The 24,105-nt window shown below is 69.2% G+C and carries 24 protein-coding genes and 1 tRNA gene; 16 read left to right on the plus strand and 9 right to left on the minus strand.

The features are described from left to right. The first annotated feature begins 87 nt into the window (after nt 1-87). The 3 genes from dnaG to R9X44_RS33270 all read left to right on the plus strand — a co-directional run bounded on the left by dnaG (nt 88) and on the right by R9X44_RS33270 (nt 3,592). A complete protein-coding gene (gene dnaG, locus R9X44_RS33260) occupies nt 88-1,920 on the plus strand; it encodes a DNA primase (RefSeq protein WP_319818342.1) in 1,833 nt (610 codons plus the stop codon). A 79-nt stretch (nt 1,921-1,999) separates the two neighbouring features. Beyond that, a complete protein-coding gene (gene rpoD, locus R9X44_RS33265) occupies nt 2,000-3,157 on the plus strand; it encodes an RNA polymerase sigma factor RpoD (RefSeq protein ID WP_319818343.1) in 1,158 nt (385 codons plus the stop codon). 75 nt (nt 3,158-3,232) lie between these two features. Beyond that, entirely contained in the window at nt 3,233-3,592 is a 360-nt protein-coding gene (locus R9X44_RS33270; protein ID WP_319818344.1) for a YbjQ family protein, read from the plus strand. A 39-nt stretch (nt 3,593-3,631) separates the two neighbouring features. Here R9X44_RS33270 and R9X44_RS33275 read toward each other — a convergent pair whose 3' ends face one another. Beyond that, on the minus strand, nt 3,632-4,879 hold the full coding sequence (locus R9X44_RS33275) for a molecular chaperone DnaJ (RefSeq protein WP_319818345.1): 1,248 nt from the start codon (nt 4,877-4,879) through the stop codon (nt 3,632-3,634). Nucleotides 4,880-5,080: 201 nt separating this feature from the next. Here R9X44_RS33275 and R9X44_RS33280 point away from each other — a divergent pair, with 201 nt between their 5' ends. The 7 genes from R9X44_RS33280 to R9X44_RS33310 all read left to right on the plus strand — a co-directional run bounded on the left by R9X44_RS33280 (nt 5,081) and on the right by R9X44_RS33310 (nt 12,138). After that, nucleotides 5,081-5,656 carry a TerD family protein gene (locus R9X44_RS33280; RefSeq protein ID WP_319818346.1) on the plus strand — a complete coding sequence of 192 codons (576 nt, stop codon included), beginning with the start codon at nt 5,081-5,083 and terminating at the stop codon, nt 5,654-5,656. Between the two features lie 34 nt (nt 5,657-5,690). After that, a complete protein-coding gene (locus R9X44_RS33285) occupies nt 5,691-6,269 on the plus strand; it encodes a TerD family protein (protein WP_319818347.1) in 579 nt (192 codons plus the stop codon). A gap of 54 nt (nt 6,270-6,323) precedes the next feature. Then, the gene (locus R9X44_RS33290) at nt 6,324-7,397 is read left to right on the plus strand and encodes a DUF475 domain-containing protein (RefSeq protein ID WP_319818348.1); all 1,074 of its coding nucleotides are present in this window, start codon (nt 6,324-6,326) and stop codon (nt 7,395-7,397) included. Between the two features lie 203 nt (nt 7,398-7,600). Next, nucleotides 7,601-8,752 (plus strand): HpcH/HpaI aldolase/citrate lyase family protein, encoded by a 1,152-nt coding sequence (locus tag R9X44_RS33295; protein WP_319818349.1) that lies wholly within the window; start codon nt 7,601-7,603, stop codon nt 8,750-8,752. Continuing rightward, nucleotides 8,749-10,140 (plus strand): phosphoribosyltransferase family protein, encoded by a 1,392-nt coding sequence (locus tag R9X44_RS33300; protein WP_319818350.1) that lies wholly within the window; start codon nt 8,749-8,751, stop codon nt 10,138-10,140. The genes R9X44_RS33295 and R9X44_RS33300 overlap by 4 nt, the downstream gene beginning before the upstream one ends. Further along, the gene (locus R9X44_RS33305) at nt 10,137-11,219 is read left to right on the plus strand and encodes a cysteine protease StiP family protein (RefSeq protein ID WP_319818351.1); all 1,083 of its coding nucleotides are present in this window, start codon (nt 10,137-10,139) and stop codon (nt 11,217-11,219) included. The genes R9X44_RS33300 and R9X44_RS33305 overlap by 4 nt, the downstream gene beginning before the upstream one ends. Nucleotides 11,220-11,310: 91 nt before the next feature. Then, nucleotides 11,311-12,138 (plus strand): HAD family hydrolase, encoded by an 828-nt coding sequence (locus tag R9X44_RS33310; protein ID WP_319818352.1) that lies wholly within the window; start codon nt 11,311-11,313, stop codon nt 12,136-12,138. Between the two features lie 38 nt (nt 12,139-12,176). On the opposite strand, the gene R9X44_RS33315 is transcribed toward R9X44_RS33310, so the two are convergent. Beyond that, nucleotides 12,177-12,671, minus strand: coding sequence for a hypothetical protein (locus tag R9X44_RS33315; RefSeq protein ID WP_319818353.1), 495 nt, complete (start codon nt 12,669-12,671; stop codon nt 12,177-12,179). A 637-nt stretch (nt 12,672-13,308) separates the two neighbouring features. Between R9X44_RS33315 and R9X44_RS33320 the strand changes: the two genes are divergently transcribed. Next, nucleotides 13,309-14,283 (plus strand): HNH endonuclease, encoded by a 975-nt coding sequence (locus R9X44_RS33320; protein WP_319818354.1) that lies wholly within the window; start codon nt 13,309-13,311, stop codon nt 14,281-14,283. A 524-nt stretch (nt 14,284-14,807) separates the two neighbouring features. Next, a complete protein-coding gene (locus R9X44_RS33325; protein WP_319818355.1) occupies nt 14,808-15,239 on the plus strand; it encodes a hypothetical protein in 432 nt (143 codons plus the stop codon). 455 nt (nt 15,240-15,694) lie between these two features. Here R9X44_RS33325 and R9X44_RS33330 read toward each other — a convergent pair whose 3' ends face one another. Continuing rightward, nucleotides 15,695-15,892: a hypothetical protein gene (locus tag R9X44_RS33330; RefSeq protein WP_319818356.1), complete on the minus strand. Its 198-nt coding sequence runs from the start codon at nt 15,890-15,892 to the stop codon at nt 15,695-15,697. Nucleotides 15,893-16,014: 122 nt separating this feature from the next. Between R9X44_RS33330 and R9X44_RS33335 the strand changes: the two genes are divergently transcribed. Next, the gene (locus R9X44_RS33335; protein ID WP_319818357.1) at nt 16,015-16,182 is read left to right on the plus strand and encodes a hypothetical protein; all 168 of its coding nucleotides are present in this window, start codon (nt 16,015-16,017) and stop codon (nt 16,180-16,182) included. Between the two features lie 90 nt (nt 16,183-16,272). On the opposite strand, the gene R9X44_RS33340 is transcribed toward R9X44_RS33335, so the two are convergent. Further along, nucleotides 16,273-16,345: transfer RNA gene (locus tag R9X44_RS33340), tRNA-Asn, on the minus strand. A 136-nt stretch (nt 16,346-16,481) separates the two neighbouring features. On the opposite strand from R9X44_RS33340, the gene R9X44_RS33345 reads away from it, so the two are divergent. The 3 genes from R9X44_RS33345 to R9X44_RS33355 are packed head-to-tail and all read left to right on the plus strand — an operon-like array spanning nt 16,482 to nt 18,962. After that, complete coding sequence (locus R9X44_RS33345) at nt 16,482-16,784, plus strand: hypothetical protein (protein ID WP_319818358.1); 303 nt, start codon at nt 16,482-16,484, stop codon at nt 16,782-16,784. 41 nt (nt 16,785-16,825) lie between these two features. After that, the gene (locus R9X44_RS33350; RefSeq protein ID WP_319818359.1) at nt 16,826-18,139 is read left to right on the plus strand and encodes an MGH1-like glycoside hydrolase domain-containing protein; all 1,314 of its coding nucleotides are present in this window, start codon (nt 16,826-16,828) and stop codon (nt 18,137-18,139) included. 28 nt (nt 18,140-18,167) lie between these two features. Further along, complete coding sequence (locus R9X44_RS33355; protein WP_319818360.1) at nt 18,168-18,962, plus strand: S-adenosyl-l-methionine hydroxide adenosyltransferase family protein; 795 nt, start codon at nt 18,168-18,170, stop codon at nt 18,960-18,962. Nucleotides 18,963-18,981: 19 nt separating this feature from the next. On the opposite strand, the gene R9X44_RS33360 is transcribed toward R9X44_RS33355, so the two are convergent. From R9X44_RS33360 to R9X44_RS33380, 5 genes are all read right to left on the minus strand, one after another. Then, a complete protein-coding gene (locus tag R9X44_RS33360; protein ID WP_319818361.1) occupies nt 18,982-20,346 on the minus strand; it encodes a wax ester/triacylglycerol synthase family O-acyltransferase in 1,365 nt (454 codons plus the stop codon). A 71-nt stretch (nt 20,347-20,417) separates the two neighbouring features. Next, nucleotides 20,418-21,959 carry an MFS transporter gene (locus R9X44_RS33365; protein WP_319818362.1) on the minus strand — a complete coding sequence of 514 codons (1,542 nt, stop codon included), beginning with the start codon at nt 21,957-21,959 and terminating at the stop codon, nt 20,418-20,420. Nucleotides 21,960-21,962: 3 nt separating this feature from the next. After that, nucleotides 21,963-22,622 (minus strand): LppX_LprAFG lipoprotein, encoded by a 660-nt coding sequence (locus R9X44_RS33370; protein ID WP_319818363.1) that lies wholly within the window; start codon nt 22,620-22,622, stop codon nt 21,963-21,965. A 39-nt stretch (nt 22,623-22,661) separates the two neighbouring features. Further along, nucleotides 22,662-23,198: a DUF2283 domain-containing protein gene (locus R9X44_RS33375; protein WP_319818364.1), complete on the minus strand. Its 537-nt coding sequence runs from the start codon at nt 23,196-23,198 to the stop codon at nt 22,662-22,664. 131 nt (nt 23,199-23,329) lie between these two features. Next, the gene (locus R9X44_RS33380) at nt 23,330-23,929 is read right to left on the minus strand and encodes a helix-turn-helix domain-containing protein (RefSeq protein WP_319818365.1); all 600 of its coding nucleotides are present in this window, start codon (nt 23,927-23,929) and stop codon (nt 23,330-23,332) included. Nucleotides 23,930-24,105 lie beyond the last annotated feature (176 nt).

Here is a 24,105-nt window from a genome sequence, read left to right on the forward strand (position 1 = left end):
CGCCCGCACACCCCCGGCCGAGGGGACGATCCGGACATCGCCGAGGGTTCCGCCCGTTAGGTCCGGCGCGGCCCTAGACTCTGGGCCATGGCCGGCCGCATTCGACAAGAGGACATCGCGATCGTCCGCGAACGCTCCCCGATCGACGGCGTCATCGGCGAATACCTCCAGCTGATCGGCGCGGGCGGCGGCAACCTCAAGGGCCTGTGCCCCTTCCACGACGAGAAGACCCCCTCGTTCAACGTGACGCCGTCACGCGGCCTGTACTTCTGCCACGGGTGCGGCGTCGGGGGCGACGTCATCAAGTTCGTCCAGGAGATCGACCACCTGAGCTTCGCTGAGGCCGTCGAGAGGTTGGCGGGCAAGGCGGGGGTCCAGCTCCGGTACGAAGAGGGCGGCTACGTCCAGCGCAAGGACTCCGGCCAGAGGGCGCGGCTGCTGGCCGCGCACAAGGAGGCCGCCGAGTACTACCAGCGTCAGCTGACCTCGCCCGAGGCGGGTGTGGGCCGCCGCTTCCTGATGGACCGGGGATTCCAGGCCGCCGACGCCGCGCACTTCGGCGTCGGCTACGCGCCGAACGAGTGGGAGGCCCTCGTCAGGCACCTGCGCGCGCAGGGCTTCACCGACAAGGAGATGATCGACGGCGGTCTCGCCGTCCAGGGTCGGCGCGGCCCCCGCGACAGGTTCCGGGGACGCCTCATCTGGCCGATTCGGGATGTTTCGGGCGACATTATCGGCTTCGGCGCACGGAAACTGCTGGACAGCGACGACGGACCGAAGTACCTCAACACCCCAGAGACCCCGATCTACCACAAGAGTTCCGTCCTTTACGGGCTCGACCTGGCCAAATCCTCGATCGCCAAGGCCAAGAAGGCGGTCGTGGTCGAGGGCTACACCGACGTCATGGCCTGCCACCTCGCGGGCGAGACCACCGCGATCGCCACCTGCGGCACCGCCTTCGGCGAGGCGCACATCAAGGTGCTGCGCGGCATGCTCGTCGACCGGGCCGAGGGGCGCGGCGAGGTGATCTTCACCTTCGACGGCGACTCCGCGGGCCAGCGCGCGGCCCTGCGCGCGTTCGAGAACGACGACAAGTTCGCCGCGCAGACCTTCGTCGCCGTCCAGGCCGACGGCCTCGACCCGTGCGACCTGCGCGTCAAGGAGGGCGACGCGGCGGTGCGCGACCTCGTCGCCGCCCGCGTCCCGCTGTACGAGTTCGCCATCCGCAGCCGCATCGCCTCCTACGACCTGGACAACCCCGAGGGCCAGATGAAGGCGCTCGACGCCGTCGCCCCGATCGTCGCCGGAATCCGTGACGCCGGACGGCGCAAGGCGTGGGCCGCCCGGGTCGACCTGTGGATCGGCCTGATGGACGAGCGCCTCGTGCTGACCAGGATCGCCGACCACCTCAAGGGCACCGCGCCCAAACCGCGCGAACGCCCCAAGGCCGACCCGAACGACCCGACGGTCGAGCTGGAACGCGAACTGCTGAAGATGGCGCTGCAACGCCCCGCCACCCTCGGCCCCGCCTACGACACCCTGCCCTCCGACGCGTTCACGGTGCCCGAGCACCGGACCGTCCACGAGACGGTGAGGACCGCCGGAGGGGTCGCCTCCGCAGGTCAGCTCATGGAATGGTCCGCGCGGCTGCGCGACCTCGCGCCCGGCGACGAGGTCCGCACGCTCATCACGCAGTTGAGCGTCGACCCGCCCAAAACGGATCCGAAGCTCGACGCAGTTTCGGACGACACCTATTCCCGGGCGCTCCTGGCCCGATTCATGGAACTCCAGCTCACCCGTGAGATCGCGAGCCTCAAATCCAAACTGGGGAGGCTGAATCCGGTCTCCGAGGCGGAAGAGTACAACCGGCTCTTCGGTGACCTCGTGGCGCTTGAGCAGCGGCGACGCGGCATGCGCTAGACCGCCGTGATCGGACCGTGACCTCGCGTCGGGAAATTGGGGCCTGCGTTTTCGGTGTGTTCTGGCGCACACTGGAGCCGTGGGCCCTTTGACATTGCCCAGCGAGGCGCCGTCGGCCGAGCAGGTCGCCGACCTCGTCGCACGTGGCAGAGAGCGTGGAGGCGTCACCGTCGACGACGTCGCCGCCGCACTCGATCGCTCCGAACTGCCGGCCGACGCCATGGAAGGCGTCGTCCGTATGCTCGCAGAGCAGGGGGTAGAGGTCCTGGAGTCCGAGGAGGATTCCAAGGAGCTCACGCGAGCGGAAGAGGGAGACCTCAGCAGAAGGGCGCCTACGAGCGACCTGGTACGGATCTATCTGCGCGAGATCGGCCGCGTCCCGCTGCTAACGGCAGAAGAGGAAGTAGAACTCGCCAAATCCATCGAGGCGGGCCTGTTCGCGGAGGAGAAGGCGGCCAGAGCGGCCATCCTGCTCCTTCAGGAAAGGCTCGATCTGGAAACGCTCGCACGCGACGGAGTGCGGGCCAAACAGCGTCTCATCGAGGCCAACCTGCGTCTTGTGGTGTCCATCGCCAAACGCTACGTCGGCCGAGGGATGCTGTTCCTCGATCTGATCCAGGAAGGGAACCTTGGGCTTATCCGTGCGGTCGAGAAGTTCGACTACACGAAGGGGTACAAGTTCTCCACGTACGCCACATGGTGGATCCGTCAGGCGATCACCCGCGCCATCGCCGACCAGGCGCGGACGATCCGGATTCCCGTGCACATGGTCGAGACGATCAACAAGCTGATCCGCGTCCAGCGCCAGCTGCACCAGGACCTCGGGCGCGAGCCGCTGCCCGAGGAGATCGGCGCGGAGATGGGAATGGCGCCGGAGCGGGTGATCGAGATCCAGCGGATCGCCCAGGAGCCGGTCTCGCTGCAGTCCCCGATCGGTGAGGAGGACTCCGACCTCGGCGACTTCATCGAGGACGCCGACGCCGTGGTCCCGATCGAGGCCGCCGCGTTCATCCTGCTCCAGGACCAGCTGGAGGACATCCTCGCCACCCTGAACGACCGCGAGCAGCGCATCATCCAGCTGCGCTTCGGGCTCGCGGACGGACACCCCCGGACGCTTGAGGAGGTCGGCCGGGAATTCGGGGTGACGCGTGAGCGGATCAGGCAGATCGAGTCCAAGACCCTCGCCAAGCTGAGGCACCCCTCAAGGGCGCAGGTGCTCAGGGAGTACCTCGAATAGCCCAGACGGTGACATGTCAGGCGAAATCCCCGGTACGGCATCCCGTGCCGGGGTTTCGTCGTCTACGGTGGGCGCATGCTGATCGTGACGACCGACACCGTCCCCGGGTACGAGATCCGCTACGTCCGGGGCGCGGTGAGCGGCGCGGGCGTCGCGCACGGCGGCCTGTCACAGGCCCGCCGCGAGGCGATCGACCGGCTGAAGACCGACACCGAACGGTACGGCTGCAACGCCGTCGTCGGGATGCGCTTCGCCAACTGCCCGCTCGGAGACGGGTCCTTCGAGGTGTACGCCTACGGCACGGCGGTGCTGGTGGAGCAGATCAAGAACGAGACCCCCACCCAGGACAGGGCGGTCGTGCCGCCGCCGGTGCCGTCGGGCGGCATGCCGATGGTCGGCCGCAACCTCACCGTCCAGGTCCCCGGCCGGATCTGAGCTACCCCGCCAGCTCTGATCTACCCCGCCAGTTCTGTGCTAGCCGGCCAGTTCCTGGCGGATCACCTCGACGACGTCACGCGCCCGCTCCTCGATCGCGCGCAGCTCGCTCAGATACGCCCAGTAGTCCGGATGCGCGCCCTGGAGCAGGCCCGGCGCGCGCTCAAGCCGCGCGACGAGCCCGTCGAGCACCCTCGCGTGGGCGGGGGCCGGCCCGCCCGGCGCGGACACCGCGAGCCGCTGGGCGTCGCGGACGGTGAAGCGCGCCCGCTCCAGCGGCCCTGAGGGGTCGGCCTTGACCTCGCGCAGGTCGCGCACCCTGTCGTCCACCCGGGCGGCCCTGCGCTCGGCGTCCTTCAGCTCCGCACGGGCGGCCGCAAGCGCGCGCGGGGCCGTCCGCCAGTCGCCCGCCGAAGCCGCCCGCTCGGTCTCGGCGATCCGCTCCCCGGCCCGCTCCAGCGCCTGGCCCATCGCCTCGGGAGCGCCGCGCAGATCCTGCCAGCAGGCCAGCGCGTACTCACGGCGCAGCTCGCTCATCGCGTCCTCGACCCGCGCCCTGCGGCCCTCGGTCATCTGCACCCTGGTCCGCACGCTGGCCAGGCCGTTGCGGGTGCGCGCGACGGCCTCGGCGAGCTCGCGGGCGTCCTCGGCGATCCGTCCCGCGCTCTCGGCGACCTCGCCCGCCCGCAGCATCGCGCCGCGCAGGCCGAGCCCGCCGAGCCCCTCGGTGGTCAGCTCGGCGAGACCGCCGCGCGCCAGCTCGAACTCGGCCTCGACCTCGGCGGTGTCCATCCCGGCGGCCGCCGCCGCGTCCACGGCCTCCCTGGCCTCCTGGAGTGCCTCCCGCGCGGTGCGCAGGAGCGGCGCGAGGTCGTCAAGGGCGGCCTCGGCGCGCGCCAGCAGGGGCGCGAGGTCGGCGGCGAGGCGGTTGAGGGTCTCGGTGGCCCGCGCGAGGACGGGGACGACGCCGTGCATGGCCCGTCCGGCGTCCTCGTACTCGATCATCGAGCGGTCCTCGTCGTCGAGGTCGTGCGCGTCCACGACGGCGATGTACTGCCCGGCGGCCTCGTCGGCGGCGGCGTGGGCGGCGGCGAACCTTCGCCTGAGCGGATCGGCGGCGGCCGCGTCGAGCCCGCTCAGCGCCGCGAGGCGGGCGCCGACGAACTTCTGCGCGGAGTCCATGTCGAAGAAGGACTGGGCGGCGTCCTGCCGCGCGGTGAGGGCGGCCTCGCGCGCCCGGACGGCCCGGGGATCACGACGTCCCCTGCGGCGCTGATCACGTGCCACGACAGCTCCTCAAGGCGCCTCCCCGACAGATTGTCCTAGCACCTAGACAACCATTTCCGCATCCGGACGCAAACTAAGGATGAGGGCGGGTGAGGGAGGGAACCGATAGAGTCACTTAGACGTCTGTCAGGTGGAACCAGTTCGTACATCTCGTACTTCACGCAAGATCGTCGTGAAATCAACCCCAACCTGGAGGCAAAGATGCCGGTCAGCCTGAGCAAGGGCGGCAACGTTTCGCTGAGCAAGGAGGCCCCTGGCCTCTCCGCGGTCATCGTGGGCCTGGGCTGGGACGTCCGCACCACCACGGGCACCGACTTCGACCTCGACGCCTCGGCGATCGTCGTGGACGCCGGAGGCAAGGTGCTGTCCGACGGCCACTTCATCTTCTTCAACAACCTCAAGACCCCCGACGGTTCGGTGGAGCACACCGGCGACAACCTGACCGGCGAGGGCGAGGGCGACGACGAGCAGGTCAAGGTCAACCTGGGCGGCCTCCCCCCGAACGCCGAGCGCATCGTGTTCCCCGTCTCGATCTACGACGGCGCCAACCGCGGCCAGAACTTCGGCCAGGTGCGCAACGCCTTCATCCGCGTGGTCAACGCCGCAGGCGGCACCGAGATCGCCCGGTACGACCTGTCGGAGGACGCGTCCACCGAGACCGCGATGATCTTCGGCGAGCTGTACCGCAACGGCGCGGAGTGGAAGTTCCGCGCGGTCGGCCAGGGCTACGCCTCGGGCCTGCAGGGCATCGCCCAGGACTTCGGCGTCAACGTCTGACCCCGCCCCCGGAAAAGGCCAAGGAGCTTTCACGATGGGCGTCAGCCTCGCCAAAGGCGGCAACGTCTCCCTCAGCAAGGCAGCTCCCGATCTGCGGGAGGTGACGGTGGGCCTGGGCTGGGACGTACGGGCCACCACCGGCGCGGACTTCGACCTCGACGCCTCGGCGTTGCTGGTCGGCTCCGACGGCAAGGTACTGTCCGACCAGCACTTCGTCTTCTACAACAACCTCACAAGCCCGGACGGGACAGTCGAGCACACCGGCGACAACCTGACCGGCGAGGGCGACGGAGACGACGAGTCGGTCAACGTGAACCTCGCCTCGATCGACCCGAGGGTCGAGCGGATCGTCTTCCCGGTCTCCATCCACGAGGCGCACCAGCGGGGCCAGACCTTCGGCCAGGTGCGCAACGCGTTCATCCGCGTGGTGAACCGGGCCGACGGGGTGGAGATCGCCCGCTACGACCTCAGCGAGGACGCCTCTACCGAGACCGCGATGGTCTTCGGTGAGCTGTACCGCTACAACTCGGAGTGGAAGTTCCGGGCCATCGGCCAGGGTTATGCCTCTGGCCTCCACGGGATCGCACAGGACTTCGGCGTCAACGTCGGCTAGGACCGCCGTGACGCCGCTCAACGGGCTCGCAACCGGGCCAAGGACAAGCACATCATGATTTTTCGCACGTTCGGGTGGTCGTTCGCGGTCACCGCCCTCGGCCTGATCGCGGGCTTCTGGTACGGCGGTGCCTCGGCGCTGGCCATCGTGGCGATCCTCGCGGTCCTGGAGATCTCGCTCTCCTTCGACAACGCGGTGGTCAACGCCAAGGTGCTCCAGCGGATGAGCGCGTTCTGGCAGAAGATCTTCCTCACGATCGGCATCGCGATCGCGGTGTTCGGCATGCGGCTGGTCTTCCCCATCGTGGTCGTCGCGGTCACGTCGGGGATGAGCCCGTGGGGCGCGCTGGACATGGCGCTCAACGACTCCGACCGGTACCACGCCGAGATGGAGTTCGCGTACCCGATGATCGCCGCGTTCGGCGGCATGTTCCTCATGATGCTGTTCCTGAACTGGGTCTTCGAGGACCGCGACATCCACTGGCTCGCCTGGCTGGAGAAGCCGCTGCTGCGCATCGGCAAGCTCGAGCAGCTGCCGGTGGTCATCGCGGGCGCGACGCTGGCCTGCGTCGGCACCTGGGTCGCCGACGACGCGCACCGCACGAACGTGCTCATCGCGGGTCTGCTCGGCATCGTGACCTACATCCTGGTCAACGGGCTCGGCGAGCTGTTCAGCAACCCGGAGCTGACCGAGGACGAGGCCCCCAAGGGCCCCAACGGCCTGGTGCTGGCCACCGGCAAGGCGGGCTTCTTCCTGTTCCTGTACCTGGAGGTCCTTGACGCGTCGTTCTCCTTCGACGGCGTCATCGGCGCGTTCGCGATCAGCACCGACCCGATCATCATCGCGATCGGCCTCGGCGTCGGCGCCATGTACATCAGGTCGATGACCGTCTTCCTGGTCAGGCAGGGCACGCTGAGCGAGTTCAAGTTCCTGGAGCACGGGGCCCACTGGGCGATCGGCGCGCTCGCGGTCTGCATGATGATCAGCATCGGCCACCACCTGTCGGAGTGGATCACCGGCGGGATCGGCGCGGGCCTGATCATCCTGGCCCTGATCAGCTCGATCATCCTGCGCAAGCGGGAGGGCACCGACAAGCCGGCCGTGGAGCTGGAGTCAAGCCACGTCTGATGTGCCGCGCGGAGCCCCGGTCGTCCCTGACGGCCGGGGCTCCGGCGTTTCGCCGGGCGCTGGTTCGTCGGGCTCTGTTCATCGGGCCGGCCCTTGTGGCGCACCCGTCCCTGTGACCAAGGTTGCACCGCCTCGGCGGTATGGGGCGGAACCTCCGGAGATGGTTCCCTCGTTGGACTTCGAGTGAGGGAAGGTAGCTGAGCGTGCGTCATTTCCACCAGATCGACGCCGGGCGCCGCGCGGAACTGTTCCATCGGCAGCCACGGGACTTCGGTCGAGACTCCGATCCAGGGCTGCTCGCCGTGGCGCTGGGCGCGACGCTCTACAGCCCGGCCACCCGGCCGCGGCTCGCCGCCGACATCGCCAAACGCGCCGCGCTCGGCGTGCGGAGCATGGTCGTCTGCCTCGAGGACTCGATCTCCGACCGCGACGTCCCGGCCGCCGAGGACAACCTCGTCGCGCAGCTCGCGGAGATCGATCCGGACGCCGCGCCGCTGCTGTTCGTGCGGGTGCGCACGCCCGAGCAGATCCCCGACCTCGTCCGCAGGCTGGGGCGCTCGGCCGAGCTGCTGAGCGGATTCGTGCTGCCGAAGTTCGAGGCGGTCGGCGGAAAGCCCTTCCTCGACGCGCTGGGCGAGGCGTCGGGGGCGTCGGGGGTGCGGCTGCTGGCGATGCCGGTGATCGAGACCCGTGACGCGCTCTACCGCGAGACCCGCACCGCAGTGCTCACCGACATCGCGCGGCTGCTCGACGAGCGGCGCGAGCAGGTGCTCGCGGTCCGGCTCGGCGGGACCGACCTGTGCGCCGCGTACGGGCTGCGCAGGCCGCGCGAGCTGACGATCTACGACCTGCACCTCGTGGCGAGCCTCATAGCCGACGTCGTCAACGTCTTCGGCAGGGCCGACGGCACGGGCTTCGTCGTCACCGGGCCCGTCTGGGAGTACTTCTCGGCGGGGGAGCGGCTGTTCAAGCCGCAGCTGCGCGAGGCGCCCTTCGTCGAGCACTCCGCGGAGATGCTGCGCAAACAGCTCATCACCGACAGCCTTGACGGGTTCATCCGCGAGGTCACCCTCGACCAGGCCAACGGCCTCACCGGCAAGACCGTCATCCACCCGAGCCACGTCGCGGCGGTGCACGCGCTCTCGGTGGTCTCCCACGAGCAGTTCGCCGACGCCACCGACATCCTCGGCGTCCCGGCGGGGGGCGCGATGGCGTCGAGTTATGCGAACAAGATGAACGAGGCCAAACCCCATCGGGCTTGGGCGGAACGGACTCTGTTGCGGGCGGAGGTCTTCGGAGTGGCTGCGGAGAATGTCGGATTTGTTGATCTTTTTGAGGCGGCGGTGGGACGGTGAGCGGGCCGGTGTGGTCGGGGGAGTGGGTCAGCGCGCGGCTCGGGCTTGGGCTCGTGGACCACGCGTCGCCGGTGGGGCTCGGGCTCGGCGAACTCGTCGGGCTGGCGGTGCGGCGGAACCCTCGGCGGGCGCATCTGCTCGTCTCGACGGTGCTCGGCAAGCATGTGCCCACCGATCCTCGGATCGTGTACGGGGCGGCGCTGCTGCTCGGGAGGCTGGTGGGCGATGTGCTCTCGCCTTCGGGGGAGGTGGATGAGGTCGCCTTGCGGGCGGGTGCTTTGCTGCGCTCAGGGCTCGCCGGGAGTGCCGGCGCGGCGGGGGAGTTGAGGGATCTTCTGGTGTCCCATGCCGTTGGGCGCGACGCCGTCGTCCTGGGGTATGCGGAGACGGCTACGGCACTCGGCCACGGGGTCGCGGACGCGCTCGGACAGGCGCCGTACCTGCACTCCACCCGGCGTCCCGTAGCCGGGGTGACGCCTTACGGGGCCTTCGAGGAAGAGCACAGCCACGCCACAAGCCATCTCCTTCTTCCCGACCCGCCCGGGCTCCTCGATACCGACGTGCCGCTTGTCCTCGTGGACGACGAGTTGTCTACGGGGCGGACCGTGCGGAACACCCTGCGGGCGCTGCACGCGGTGCGTCCACGGAGCCGGTATGTCGTGGCGTCCTTGATCGACCTCAGAGACGCCGAGGACAGGGCGGCGACCTCGGCGCTCGCGGATGAGCTGGGGGCGCGGGTCGACGTCGTCGCGTTGGCCGAGGGGGCTGTGCTGCTGCCGCCCGGGGTGCTGGAAGCGGGGGCGGGCCTCGTGGCGTCGCTCGACCCGGCCGTCGCGGCGGGGGTCGGGGTGGCCCGGAGCGCTTCTGAACCCGGGGGCGGTTTCGGCGCGTATCCGGCGCGGGTGGCTTTGGGGTGGCCTGAGGGGGTTCCCAGCGGGGGAAGGCACGGGTTCGCCGTGCGGCATCGGGAGGCGCTGGACAAGGCGCTCGCCGGGATGGCGGTTCGTGTCGCGGAGGCGCTGCCGGCGGGGGCGTCGCGGGTGCTCGTGCTCGGGTTCGAGGAGCTGATGTACGCGCCGCTGCGGCTCGCCGAAGCCCTCGCGGACCTGCTGCCCGGCGTGGCCGTCCGGTACTCGACGACCACGCGGTCGCCGGTCCTGGCCGTGGCCGACCCGGGGTATGCGATCCGGGGGCGGATAGCGTTCCCCGCGCATGACGCGCCAGCCGACGGGCCGGGGGAGCGGTACGCCTACAACGTCGACCAGGGGTTCGACGCCGTCGTCGCGGTCGTTGACGAGGCGGGGGACACCCCGGCGCTGCACGAAGGGCTCCTCGCCGAACTCGGCGGGCTCACCGGGCGCGTGGTCCTCGCGGTGGTGCCGTCATGAGCGCCGTGCCGCTGTACGGGCCCGGGTTCGGGAGCTATCGGGCCGAGGACGTCGCTTGGCTGCTGACGGATCTTTCGGACGTCGAGCTCGAAGCGCCCACCGAGGAGCGGGAGGAGGCGATCCAGTCGGGGGCGGCGCACTATGCCGAGTCGCTGCCGATCGAGTTCCAGCCTTCGCCGGAGTACCAGCGGCTGTTCCACGCGGCGCTGGAGGCGTCGGCGGAGCGGCTGGCGCAGGCCGTCGCGGTGATCACCGAGCGGATTCTCGCGGCGCGTGGGCCGGAGGCGGTTCTCGTGTCGCTCGCGCGGGCCGGGACGCCCGTGGGGGTGCTGTGCAAGAGGTGGGCGGCTTACGCGCACGGGATCGACCTTCCGCACTACGCCGTCAGCATCGTGCGGGGGCGCGGGATCGACGCCGTCGCCCTTGAGTACCTCGCCGCGCACCACGATCCGCGTGCCGTCATGTTCGTCGACGGGTGGACGGGCAAGGGGGCCATCACCCGGGAGCTCGCCGAAGCGCTCGAAGGCACGGACTTCTCTCCCGAGCTCGCGGTGCTCGCCGACCCCGGACGCTGTGTGTCGGTGTACGGGACGCGGGAGGACTACCTCATCCCTTCGGCGTGCCTCAACTCGACGGTCTCGGGGCTCGTCAGCCGAACGGTCCTCAACCGTGACCTCATCGGCCCAGGTGACTTCCACGGAGCCAAGTTCTACAAGGACCTCGCTCACGCCGACGTGTCCAACCTCTTCCTTGACACCGTCTGTCGGCACTTCCCTTCGGTGGACCCGTCGGCGGCGCCTTCGCCCGAAGCCCCCGACTGGTCGGGTTGGGCCGCGGTCGAACTGATCAGCGCCGAACACGGGATCAACTCCATCAACCTGGTCAAACCGGGCGTGGGCGAGACCACCCGTGTCCTTTTGCGCCGGGTGCCGTGGAAAGTCCTGGTCCGTCCCGGCTCCGAAGCCGACCTCGCCCACATCCGCGTCCTCGCCGCCGAACGCGGCGTGCCCGTCGAAGAAGCCTCCCCCGACCTCCCCTACGCCTGTATCGGCCTCATCAAGCCCCGGGAGACCCCGTGACCCTCGCCCACACCGCAGCGCTTGCGCGTCGCCCTGAGGCCGCCGTGGCGGTTTCCGCCGCAGCGCGTCACGCGAGCGCGGAGGCGCGGCCGTGACCGTCGTCGTCTGCGCGGACCTCGACCGCACGCTCATCTACTCGGCGAACGCGCTGGCGCTCGACCCGGCCGACGTGCCCTCCCGGCTGCTGTGCGTCGAGCTGTATCAGGCGCGCCCGCTGTCCTACATCACCGAGGAGGCCGCGGCCGACCTCGAACTCCTCACGCGCCGCGCGGTCTTCGTCCCGACCACGACCCGGACGCAGGAGCAGTACGCCCGCATCAGCCTGCCCGGCCCGCCCCCGCGCTTCGCCATCTGCGCGAACGGCGGCCGCCTCCTCGTCGACGGCGAGGAGGACACGTCCTGGACGTCTGGAGTGCGCAAACGGGTCGCCGAGTGCGCCCCCGTCCTCGACGTGTTCGACCGCGTCACCGCCCTCAGCGGCGACTTCACCCGAAGCGTCCGGATAGCCGCCGACCTGTTCGTCTACACGGTCGTGGACCGGGCCGCCCTCCCGTCCGGCTGGCTTGAGGACCTGACGGCCTGGTGCGCCGCCCGCGCCTGGACCGTCTCCCTCCAGGGCCGCAAGGTCTACTTCCTCCCCGCCCCCCTCACCAAGTCCGCGGCCGCCCGCGAGGTGGCCACCCGCTCGGGCGCCACAGCCCTCCTCGCCGCCGGAGACTCCCTCCTGGACGCTGAACTCCTCGCCGTGGCCGACGCCGCGATCCGCCCCGCCCACGGTGAACTCCACGAGACCGCCCACACCGGCTCCACCGTCACCCGCTCCTCCGGCATCCGGGCCGGCGCCGAAATAACCTCCTGGCTCCTGTCCCGCACCCTCGACCCCACCACAATCCCCCCCACCGGCCCCTGGCGCCTCTGACCCCCACCGCAGGCGCACGGCGAGAGGTCATCTGGCGGTCAGAGCCCGATCTCGCGCCGCACGGCGAGCAGAAGCTGTTCCGCCTTGTTCTTCACGCCGGGATCGGACGCGTCGAGCCCGTCGTCGTAGACCAGCGACCAAAGCAGCCCATCCGGCGCAGGCGAAGGCTTCCCATGCGTCGCCTTCCTCCCCACGACCCGGACCCCACCGTCATCCCCGAACGCGAAGTACCGCGAAACGACCACGGTAGAAGTAACCCTCTCCTGCACGACCTCCGGCACCGACCCCGGCTCGGTCAGCCGCACATGATGCTCACCCTCATCCCCCCACACATGCAGCCACTCCCCATTCCAGGACGCCCGCAGCACCTTCTCCCACGGAACCCTCCGAAACCCCCCCTCCCCATCAGGCACGAACAACGCATACCGCGTCACCACCACCCGAGACCCCCCACGCGTACCCGCGACCGCGAGCACCCGCTCCCCCCGCTCAAGTCCGAGCTTCCCCCGCACCACCCGCTCCAGCCGCACCATCCCCCCAACTTACCCCACCCCACCTCCCCACCCCCGCCTTATCCACACCCCCAACCCCACCCCCCAAAAACAGCTCAGGTCCGCTTCCCAAAGGAAAGCGGACCCGAACAACAAGGAGGGCCAGGTGGCCCGGCTCCCGCGATTGGACTCGAACGGACACCACCGCCGCCTGACCACGTCACGGCGTCGGGACCCACCCGCTTGACGGTGCGAGAGGGCCCACAGGAGTGGGAAGTTGTCCAAGTCGGTTGGCACTTACTTCGGTACTCACCGAAGGACACGACTACTGCAAGCCCTGCATCGCGCCAGCTGGTGTTCTCCGCCCGGAGCGGGGTGGCTCTGAGAGCAAGGCAACGTGCGGCGGGGTCCCGCCGATACTCGGTTCGAACCGGGTGGCCTCTTCGGTGTGAATGATCGAACCGGCACACCAAGCTGAGGTGCCCGCCCACGTGGCGCAGGGAGTGTGTCCGCCGACGTCCGCGCAGAGTCGCGCCGGTCCTGCGCTGTCGTCAGGCAGATTGTCAGTCAGCCCGACCGTTTCTCATGCACGTGTCGCCTGCGAGCGAACGCCCTGCGGAGTGTCGTAGGCACGCCTTACGCTGCCGCCATGGGAGAAGGGATTCTCAGCGTTGAGTCTGTGCTGGAGACCATCGCGGAGTTCGACGAGCTTGGGCAGGCAGGCTTCCTCGCGCTCTACGGATACCCCGCCGCTCGCAGGTACCTGCTGATTCATGACGGCAAGGAACACGATTCCAAGGCCATCGCTGGAGTGGCGCACAATTACGAGTACGGCAATGCGCTCACCTGGCAGGAGTTCAGCGGGGGCAAGGACGGCGTCGCCCGCTGGCTGAGCGACCTCGGCTTCACGGTCAGGGCGGTGCCCAACCCCAACTTGTCGTGGGACGAACTCGTGCTCGTCTGCGACCTGGTCGTCAAGAACTCCTGGAAGGGCTTCGACGCCACCAACCCTCAGGTGGTCGAGCTGTCGAAGCTGCTCAACCTCGCCCCGATCCGCCCCGCGGAAGCCCGCGGCGAGACCTTCCGCAACCCCAACGGAGTCGCCCGCGAAACCTTCGAGCTCGCCACACACCACCCCGCCTACACCGGCAAGCCCACCAGCGGCGGCGCCCTCGACCTCAAAGTCATCGAGGCCCTCCTTGCCCGCCCCAACGAGATGGCCCAGTCCGCCGCCCTCCTGCGCCAGGGCCTCCTGTCCGGCGACCTCACCGGCGACGTGCCGGCCGACGACGATGACGAAGAGTTCAACGCCCCCGAAGGCCGCCTCCTCCTGCGCCGCCACCGGGCACGCGAGCGCAGCCCCAAACTCCGCCAGCGCAAGATAGACAGCGTCCTCAAGGCCGGCGGCACCCTCGCCTGCGAAGCATGCGGCTTCGACTTCGAAAAGACCTACGGCCCCCGCAGCGCCGACTACGTCGAATGCCACCACGTCATCCCCCTCCACCGAGCCGGCGAAGGCGCCACCAAGCTGAGCCACCTCGCCCTCATCTGCGCCAACTGCCACCGCATGATCCACTGCTCAGCGCCATGGTCTACACCCGAAGAGCTTTCTCAACTGATGAAGGATTCACACGTTAACCAGGATCATCGGTAATGCCTAAGCGAAGCACCCCGTTCCAGCACGCCGTCTTCAAGTACGTTGGGCACCTCCCGGAGAATCGCGGGCTACTGATCGAGCAATCCGAGATGGTAGTACCGACTTACTCGAAGACTCAGCGGGAAATCGACATCACTGTACGGTCAGAATCCCTCCTCACCTCAATCGAGGTCATCGAGCACGGCCGCAGGGCAACTGTTGAATGGGTCGAGCGTATGATCGGTAAGCATCGGGCACTTCCCACCGGGCACCTAATCTTGTATTCGGCCTCGGGCTTCGGACGGACTGCTTATGAACGAGCACAGGTTGATCGTGACTGGATAACACTAGTCGGCGCTCAAGATTCAACAGCAGAAGGCATGTCCCTGGGAGCCCTGGGGGCCGGAGTTGAGAGCCTGGTGATTCGCCTTACCCATTTCAGCGTCCAAAATGTGGCAGTATTCGCTAGGGACTCCAAAGGTCACCTCCGGGACTATAAAGCCCCCCGTTACTCTCCAGAAGACAAACGACCTCCGGGGAGCATGGACGTCTACTCGTCTATGCTGACGGTCCTTCGTAGCTCGGAGGCTGTCACAGCATTCGGATTGCGGAACTTGCAACAGGACACTGTGGGACATGTCACCGCTTCCTTGCAGGCGGACCAACTGCTCGCGCGCATGCCTTCTGGTAGCAAGCTGCCTCAGGTCAACTTCGGGCGGGGTCGGACGGCTGACGTCGTGCGCATCGACGCGGAAGGTGAAGCCCACACCAAAGTTTTCCACATTGACCTGACTTACAAGCAGCTCCCTAAAGGAGTCGTGGCATACGGCAGCCTATTGCGCGCCCAAAAACCCGTTGGGGCTGTTGCGATCCTCCTTGGAGAGGAAGAAAGTAGTTTCGATATCTCGGTGGACAGTAGCGTGGATGGTGCATTTGGGGAGCCGAACTTTGCCCTATCTATTGATAGTAGCTAAGGCATTGAGGTGAGTGTATATATCTCCCGAAACAGTTGCATGTTCTAGTTCTCAAATGGGGTGGTCGTGTCTTACCGCGAACGCGACAGGGGTGAGTTCTTGGAAAAGCTTCGAGAGTAAGCGGAAAATAAAGAAGGGGGTGTACATGTCGACCCTCGGCAGCCGATGAGCATATACTCGCTCGGATCGCAGAACTCAATGGGCTGGGTGTACGTCGATCCGCTCGTTGGGGATCAGTCGATGGTGAAGGGTCCGCTTATGCCGTCAATACGCCAGATCGCCTACGAACTTGAAGTAACGATAATTCGAGAACTTGGCTCAGAAATCTAGGAGCGCGGTAGTCTCGATGAGTGGCAACCGCCATCAGCACGACCAGCGGCTTCCTGTACCTTGGTATTGAGCAATGGGAATTGGCTTGACCCCGGGGCCTATGCGGGCTTTGTAAAGCAAGCCGTTTAGATGGTCGATCTCATGAGATTCCGCGCGAAGTCGGCGGCGCGCGCTTTGAGGGCCGCGACCTCCGACTCCAGAGCCTCGAACCGTTCGCTAACCGCCAAAGGCCCGATCAACGCAACGCCGTCATCGCCGAAGGCAACGCGCTGCAAGTGGTCATCGGAGAGTCGGAGTGTTCGGGAGAGCGCTGCCAGCGTCACCGTGTTCCTCTGCTGCGGATCGCCGCGCGATGGAGGTCCCACGTGCCTTCCGCCGCGAGGTCCTGAGCCTCAGCGGTCCTGTGCCCTCGGAGTGGACGGTCAGGGGGCGGCGCCACGGTTTCGTGTCGCTGCTGTCGGACAGCGGGATGCCCATCGAGAATGTCGCGCTGCTGGTCGGCCACAGCGGTACCCGGGTGACCGAAAAGGTCTACCGTCAGCAGATTCGGCCCGTCATCCAAGACGGCGCAACGGCGATGGACCAGATCTTCCCGAGACCGGATGAGAGTTAGTCCCTCAGTTTGTCCCTCGGGGACGGCTCAGGGCCGGTTCTTGGTGGGGAGAACCGGCCCTGAGCTGGGAAGGAGGGCCTGGTGGCCCGGCTCCCGCGATTGGACTCGAACCAATAACCTGCCGGTTAACAGCCGGCTGCTCTGCCGATTGAGCTACGCGGGATTGTGTGGTGGGGAGTGGGGTTCTCCCTGCCAGCGCGTCTAGGTTAGCGCATCTTCGGGGGTGGTCGCGCATCGGTGGGGAGAAGGGGGGTAGGGGGTGGGGGACGGCAGTGTCGAGGAGTGGGTGAGGGAGCAGGATGAAGCGGGTGATCTTCGCGGGCGGGGTTGCCGTGGGGTATGTGCTGGGGGCCCGGGCGGGCCGCGAGAGGTACGAGCAGATCAAGAAGGCGGCGCAGGACGTGTGGGGGCACCCGACGGTGCAGAACGCGGCCGCGTCGGTGAAGGTGCAGGCCGCCGAAGTGGGGGCCAAGGGCGCGCACCGGGCGGGGGAACTCGCCAAGGACGGGTGGGCCAGGACGGGTGAGGCGGCCACCACCGCGCGGCAGAAGGTGAACGAGCGGCTGCACCGGGAGAGCCGCGAGGAGATGATGACCCCCTAGAGGGCCTTTTCAGAACGCGAGCGCAGGTTCACGCTGGGGTGATGAGCCCGCGACTGACCGGTGACGAGACCGTCCTGTGGCAGGCGGCAGCCAGGGTGCTGGACGCCAACTGGACGGGGTCGGCCACCGTGCCGTCCCCGGGCCTGTACCCGCACCAGTGGAGCTGGGACTCCGCGTTCGTGTGCCTCGGCCTCGCCAGGCACCGCTACGAGCGCGCCGAGGCCGAGCTGGCGAGCGTCCTGCGCGGCCAGTGGTCCAACGGGATGGTGCCGCACATCGTGTTCAATGGGAAGGTCGCCAGGCACGCGTACTTCCCCGGCCCCGAGCTGTGGCGCAGCAGGGGCAGTCCCGCGGCCCCCAAGGACGTGGAGACGTCGGGGATCACCCTGCCGCCCATCCAGGCGCTCGCCGCGCTCCGGCTGCACGCGGCGTCCCCTGACGCCGAACGCAGCCGTGCGTTCCTGCGCGTGATCTTCCCCCGCCTCGCCGCCCAGCAGCGCTACCTGGCCACCGCGCGCGACCTCGGCGGGGCGGGGCTGGTGTCGATCTGCCATCCGTGGGAGTCGGGCATGGACAACAGCCCGGCCTGGGACCGTCCGCTGGCGGCCGTACGGCTGCCTCCCTTGCGGTACGCGCCGGGCGCGCGTCCTCTGTCCGCGCCCACGGGGGTCGATTACGACCGCTACGTGTGGCTCGTTACGGCGTTCCGTGACGCCGGATACGTAGACGGCCACCTGCGCGACGAGCATCCGTTCGCGGTGGAGGACCCTCTCGTCAACGGCATGTACCTCGCCTCCCTGCAGGCGCTGTCCGAACTCGCAGAGGTCGTCGGAGAGGACGCCCTTCCCTACCGGGAGGAGGCGGTGCGCGTCAGGGAAGCGCTGCTTGAGCGGCTGTGGGATCCCGACCAGAGGTGCTTCCGCGCCCTCGATGTGCGGACGGGCAAGGCGGTCCCGGCCGTCACCGTCGCCGCGTTCGGGCCGCTGCTCGACCCTGGCCTTCCGGCGCACGCGGTGCGCGGCCTCGCCGACCTGCTGCTTTCGTCAAGGTTCGCCGGTTCCGCCGGGTATCCGGTGCCGACCTGCGACATCCAGGCCGCGGCGTTCGACCGCGCGGCGTTCTGGCGCGGACCGGCATGGATCAGCACGAACTGGATCGTGTGGGCGGGGGTGCGCCAGCACGGGCTCGGCGCGGTCGCCGACCTCATCCACGGCTCGACGCTGCGGCTCGTACGCCAGTCCGGCTTCCGCGAGTTCTTCGACCCTTTCGACGGGACAGGCCGCGGCGGCCACGACTTCAGCTGGTCCGCCGCGCTCGTGCTGGACCTCCTCGCGGCGCGCAGGGAGGGCCGCTGACGCCGTGGAGACGGTAGCGTGGCCGTCCGTGGCTGAGTCGGTCTTCGTGAGTCTCACGACGGATTTCGGGGCCGCCTACACGGGCGTCATGGCCGGGGTCGTCGCCCGGATCGCGCCCGAGGCGCGGGTGCAGGTGCTGAGCGACGAGGTGACGCCCTACGCGGTGGTGGAGGGGGCGACGCTGCTCGCGCAGGCGCTGCCGTACCTGCCGGTGGGCGTGCACGTCGGCGTGGTCGATCCGGGGGTGGGCACCGACCGGCTCCCGGTCGGCGTCCTGACGGGCCGGGGAGACTTCCTCGTCGGCCCCGACAACGGGCTCCTCGCGCACGCGGCAGAGGCGCTGGGCGGCGTCGTCGACGCGCGGGTGCTGGCCGAGCCGAGGCTCCGCCTCAAGGAGACCTCGAGCACCTTCCACGGCCGCGACGTCTTCGCGCCCGCCGCCGCCCACCTTGCGCGCGGCGTGCCTTTGACGGAGTTCGGCCCGCCCGCCTCCCTGCTCCCCCTGCACACCCCGAAGCCCTACACCTCTGACGGCTTCCTCTCCGCGACGGTCCTGTACGCCGATGCGTTCGGCAGCCTTGTCCTCGGCGCGCGTCCGTCGGATCTGGTCGACGCCTTCGGCCTGCTGCCTTACGGAACAGTCCTCGACTTCGAAGGACACCCGACCCCTTGGGTGAAGACCTACGGGGACGTTCCCGTGGGTTCGCCTCTGCTGTTCCAGGACTCCTCAGGGTTCCTCGCCCTGGGCGTCAACCAGGGGTCGGCCGCCCGGGAGTTCGCGGTACAGGCCGGCGCGCACGTCAGCCTGCACGCGCGCGCGTAAGACCGCGCGTAAGACGCGGTCAGGGGAGGAGCTCGGCTACCGCCTCCTCGACGCCGTCGGCGAAGACCGCGGTGTCGGGCTGCCCGTCGAAGTCGGCGCATACGCCGAAGTGAAGGCTGCCCTGATAGCTGAAGATGGCCGTCGCGATCTGGATACCTCCCGTAAGCGGCACGTAGGGATACATCGCGCGTACGCGGCTGCCCAGGATGTACAGGGGGAACTGCGGTCCCGGGATGTTGGTGGTGACGGTCTGCACGATCGGGTTGAACAGCCGGATCGGGGTGCGCGCGCCGAGGACGAGCAGGGCGGGCGCGACCGCCGCGTCGGTCAGCTTGGTGATGCCGACGCCGACCTGCTCCTGCCGGGTGGACTTGAGGTCGTCCATCTGCGCCCGCAGGTACGCCAGCCGCGCGACGGGGTCGGGCTCGCCGACGGGCAGGTTCACGAAGACCGACGACACCCGGTTGGTCGGCACGCCGCGCTCGGCCTCGGTCCGCACCGACACCGGGACTGCCGAGCGCACGACGAGGTCGGGCGCGAGCGCGCCGCGTCCGGCGAGCTGGGCCCGGAAACCGCCGGTGACCGCCGCGAGGACGACGTCGTTGACGGTGCCGCCGTGCGCCTTCCGTACGGCCCTGACGTCGTCCAGGGAGGCGTCGGCCCAGTACCAGCGCCGGTGCGGCCCGATGGGCCCGTTGAGGACGCTGGCGGACGCCCTGGCGAACCGCGACAGCTGCCGCGCGAGCCCCCCGGCGTAGTCGACGAGCTGGGGAGCCCGCCGAAGGGTGCCGAGGAGGTCCCCGGGCAGATCACGGACGGCCCGCAGCGGCTGTAGCGCGTTGTCGATGACGGCGTCGGCCAGCAGGCCGAGGTCCGACGGGGAAGGGCGGGGCCGCCAGGAGTGCTCGGGGGCGGGGACCTCCGCGTCGGGCGTGAGGTCGAACAGTGAGGTGATGAGGTCCATGCCGGCGACGCCGTCGACCATGCAGTGGTGGACCTTGCCGATGAGGGCCCAGCCGCCGCCTTCGAGGCCCTCCACGAGGTACAGCTCCCACAGCGGCTTCTTGGGGTCGAGGCGCTGCGCGACGACCCGGCCCGCGAGGTTGCGCAGCTGGTCGGGCCCGCCGGGCGCGGGGACGGCGGTGTGCCTGACGTGGTAGAGGATCTGGAAGTGCGGGTCGTCGACCCAGACCGGCCTTCCGGCATGGAACGGGACGGGCCGGACGCGCTGCCGGTACCGCTCCACGCCGGGCAGCTTGGCCGCCACGAGCCGCACGAGGTCGCCGTAGGACGGCGGCGGGCCCTCCATGACGATGACGGCGGCGACGTGCAGGGGGGTGTTCTCGTCCTCGATCAGGTAGAAGCTGGCGTCAAGTCCGCTCATCCGCTGCATGGACTCGACGTAACCACCGTCGGGACGTTCCTGACAAAGTGTTGACTTACGGATACCCGGGGTTATGGCCGTCCGGAAGGCGCGGACGCCTGGTCAGAGGGACGGTCGGGCGCGTCAGCGGCCTTCTCGGGGATGACCGAAGCCCCCGGACTGGCCGAAACCGCGAGGGACAGCAGCGCGCCCGCGAAGCACAGGACCGCGGTGATGAGGAAGATCTCGCCGTACTCGGTGTGCAGAGCGCGCTGGACGCCCTCGGTGTACACCTCGAACTCGGCCTTGAAGTTCGGATTGTTGAACGGCATCGGCACCGCGAGGCCGGCGACAAGCTCCTGGAACCTGTGGAACCCGTAAGCCGACACCGCCGCGATGCCGAGCAGCATCCCCATCATGCGCGCGACCACGACGGCCGAGGACGCGACCCCGTGCTGACCCGAAGGCACAAGCCGCAGGACCGCCGACGACACGGGCGCGATGACGAGTCCAAGGCCGAGCCCCGTGACGGCGAGGTCCACGTCCATCCGAGGCAGCGGCCCGTAGGACGCGCCCGAGGGGTCGAACGGCCAACCGGAGATAAGGAGATAGCCGCACCCGGCCACCGCCATGCCGACGGCCAGGGGAATCCGTTCGCCGACCCGTCTTGCGATCGCGCCTCCGGCGACGGCCGCGAGCGCGAGGGCGATGAGGAAGCGCGACAGCAGGAACGCCCCCTCGGTGGTGCTCCGCCCGAGCAGCGTGGTGGCGACGAGCTGGACGTCCACAAGGGTCACCATCAAGGCCGCCCCCGAAAGGAGGCTCACGCCGAGCACCGCGAAGACGGGCGCCTTACGGACCCCCGTCAGGTCGAGGAGCTTGTTCGGCGTACGCGACTCCCATACGGCGAACACAACCAGCGCGACGGCTCCGCCCGCGATCATCGGCAGACCCCATGACGGCAGCGCGCTCGTCTCAGGCTCGGGGTTGTACGTCCCGATGACGAGCAGGCCAAGGCCGAGCGCGAGCAGGAGGCCGCCCACGACGTCGACCTTGCCGGGCCGCTCCGGCCGGGTGGACGGCACGGTGAAGTGCAGCGCGACCATCGCGGCGAGGGCGAGCGGCACGTTGACCCAGAAGAGCCCGCGCCAGCCCACGAGCGCCGCCAGGCCCGCCCCGTACAGCGGCCCGAGGACGCTGCCGAGCTCCTGGAGCGCCCCGACGACCCCGAGGACGACGGGCCTGCGCCGCTCGTCCCACAGGTCGCCCGCGAGCGCCATGGTGATCGGCAGGAGCGCGCCCCCGGCGACGCCCTGGAGCACGCGTCCCGCCACGAGCGGGCCGATCCCGTCGGCGGCGGCGGTGAGGGCCGAGCCCGCCGCGAAGACCAGCAGGCAGGCGTGCAGGACGGTCCTGCGGCCGAACCTGTCCGACAGCTGGCCGAGCAGCGGCATCGCCGCGACGTAGCCGAGCAGGAAGCCGGTGATGACGGGGATGAGACGTTCCGGACGGTTGACCGGAACGCCCAGGTCCTTGCCCATGTCGACGAGGACGGTGACGATCACATAGGCGTCGAGCGACGCGAGCAGGACGACCGCCCCGCCCGTGCCGAGCGCCAGACGACGGCCGGCCACTTCCTACGGGGCCTTGATCTCGGGGTTCGCGTTGTAGTCGCTCAGGGCGAGCGTCGCCGAGCCGCCGGGGAGCTCCATCCAGACCTTGGTGAGCCGGTGGGTGGACTCGTCGATCCAGACCGAGCCCTTGAGGTCGGCGGTCACCTTGACGCCCACCGCGGACACGGCGTCGGCCGGGAGCGTGGCGTTCACCTTGACCGAGCCGTCCTCGACGCCGTCGGTCGTGGCGTCCTTGGCCTGGCCGAGCAGGACGGGGATGCCGCGCTTCGGGTCGAGGATCGCCGACGGGTCGAGATAGCTGGTGATTGCCGACTTGTCCGTCTTCGCGTATCCGCCGGAGATGTTGTAGTACAGCTCCTCGCCGAGCAGGATGAACTTCACCTCGACGGTCACGCCGAGCTGCGTGGCCGTCACCGAGCCCCGCGCGTCGCCGCTGCGCAGCAGGTCGCCGTTCATCGCCTTGATCGGGATGTCCGGCGTGCCGTCGGTGGTGAGCGCGAACGCCACGCTCGACACCTCGGTCATCGCCGCGGCCGACTGCTTGAGCAGCTCCTGGGCGGGCGGCTGGTCCGCGCTGGCCTTGTCGGACTGCTCGTCTGAGCTGCAACCGGCCAGCAGGGCGACGGCGAAGACCGCCGCGAGGAGGGTGCGAAGTCTGGACATGGCGGTGAGCCTAGCCAGTGCCGCCCGATTCGGGGAGGGCTAGGGCTCGGCCGGGTGGGTGCGGTGGCGCATGCCCTCGGGGAGGCGGACCGCGGCGTCGAACAGCTCGATGCCGACGAGCTCGCCGGAGTGGGCGAAGTCGAGGATGGCCGCCAGTTCGCCGTCACGGCCGTCGAGCTCGAGCTGGTCCACCGCGTCGCCGTCGTGGTCGAAAACCCCGGAGAAGCCGATGTAGGCGCTGTTGGAGGCCGGCTCGTGCAGCACCCGCACCCGGTGGAACGGCGACGGGAACCCGAGATCCGGCCTTCCCCACAGCCTGAGCCGGTGGCTCATCTCCGAGCCCGTCAGCACCCCCCAGATGACGCCCTGGACGAGCTGGAGCGCCTGCACGGCGTCCTCCCCGGCGATCTGGTACTGCCCGTCCCAGTCGCCGAGCCCCTCGATGGCGTACGGGCACGCCCACTCGCCCTCGCCCTCGGGGTCGAGAAAGGGCTGCCCGATCGACACGACGACGTCGCCGACCCCCTGGCCGTCGACGTCGTGCAGCTGCAACACCCGCCTGGCGATCACGTTCACACCGACGACCTACCGCAATCCCCGCTCCCGCAACCCCCACATGCCCGCCCGCCGCCCGTCATCCTCCCCGTCAGCCCCGCTCCGCGACGTCGCGGGAGGAATCGCCGCCGTCCTCGTTCCTTCTCGCGCCGTCACGATGCCGCCGAGGGTCGGAGCCCCCGCAGAAGCAGGTCGATCAGCTTGCGCGGGTCGTAGCGGGGGTCGTGGTCGGGGGCGATGCAGAGGTTGCCGATGCCCCGCATCAGCTCATAGGGCTGGATGTCGGCCCGGATCTCGCCCGCGTCGGCGGCGGCGTTGAGCAGCTGCTCGGCGACGGGCAGGAGCCGGTCGAGAAAGTACGTGTGCAGGGTGGTCGAACCGCTGTCCGACTGGGGGATCGCGGCGAGGCCGTGTTTGGTGGTCAGGAAGTCGACGAAGAGGTCGATCCACTGGCGCAGCGCCGCCATCGGGGACTCGTTCTCGGCCAGGAGGCACGGGCCCGCCTCGGCGCACTCCTCGACCTGGTGGCGGAAGACGGCCACGACGAGATCCGCCCGCGCCGGGAAGTGGCGGTAGAGGGTCCCCATGCCCACGCCGGCTCTTGCCGCGATCTCACGGACTGGCGCGTCGACGCCGGACGTCGTGAACACCTCCGCGGCGGCGGCGAGCAGCTTCTTCTCGTTGCGCACCACGTCGGCCCGCTTGGCCGTGGTCGGCCTGTCTCCGGGTCGCTCCGCGCTGCCGGGCACCACGCCCCCTCTCCCAGGTCCGCCGATGCGGCGGCACGAGTCTCGTTTGCGATACGGAGCGTTGCTCCGTATCGTAAGTGGAGCAACGCTCCGCTTGGCTGAGTTTAGCCCAGCCCGAGCGTTCTCACCGCTTTGCCCGCCCTCAGCGCCGCTGACCGGCCACGCGGGCCATCGAAGGG

Origin of the sequence: Actinocorallia sp. A-T 12471 (genome assembly GCF_033875155.1) — a bacterium.
Lineage (GTDB): Bacteria > Actinomycetota > Actinomycetes > Streptosporangiales > Streptosporangiaceae > Actinocorallia.

Excerpts from the sequence above, each read along its gene's own strand:
- R9X44_RS33370 (WP_319818363.1), bottom strand. The coding sequence starts at position 22,622 with ATGTCCAGACTTCGCACCCTCCTCGCGGCGGTCTTCGCCGTCGCCCTG.
- R9X44_RS33345 (WP_319818358.1), top strand. The coding sequence starts at position 16,482 with ATGAAGCGGGTGATCTTCGCGGGCGGGGTTGCCGTGGGGTATGTGCTG.
- R9X44_RS33290 (WP_319818348.1), top strand. The coding sequence starts at position 6,324 with ATGATTTTTCGCACGTTCGGGTGGTCGTTCGCGGTCACCGCCCTCGGC.
- R9X44_RS33280 (WP_319818346.1), top strand. The coding sequence starts at position 5,081 with ATGCCGGTCAGCCTGAGCAAGGGCGGCAACGTTTCGCTGAGCAAGGAG.
- R9X44_RS33315 (WP_319818353.1), bottom strand. The coding sequence starts at position 12,671 with ATGGTGCGGCTGGAGCGGGTGGTGCGGGGGAAGCTCGGACTTGAGCGG.
- R9X44_RS33285 (WP_319818347.1), top strand. The coding sequence starts at position 5,691 with ATGGGCGTCAGCCTCGCCAAAGGCGGCAACGTCTCCCTCAGCAAGGCA.
- R9X44_RS33350 (WP_319818359.1), top strand. The coding sequence starts at position 16,826 with ATGAGCCCGCGACTGACCGGTGACGAGACCGTCCTGTGGCAGGCGGCA.
- R9X44_RS33270 (WP_319818344.1), top strand. The coding sequence starts at position 3,233 with ATGCTGATCGTGACGACCGACACCGTCCCCGGGTACGAGATCCGCTAC.
- R9X44_RS33360 (WP_319818361.1), bottom strand. The coding sequence starts at position 20,346 with ATGAGCGGACTTGACGCCAGCTTCTACCTGATCGAGGACGAGAACACC.
- R9X44_RS33305 (WP_319818351.1), top strand. The coding sequence starts at position 10,137 with ATGAGCGCCGTGCCGCTGTACGGGCCCGGGTTCGGGAGCTATCGGGCC.
- dnaG (WP_319818342.1), top strand. The coding sequence starts at position 88 with ATGGCCGGCCGCATTCGACAAGAGGACATCGCGATCGTCCGCGAACGC.
- R9X44_RS33325 (WP_319818355.1), top strand. The coding sequence starts at position 14,808 with ATGGACGTCTACTCGTCTATGCTGACGGTCCTTCGTAGCTCGGAGGCT.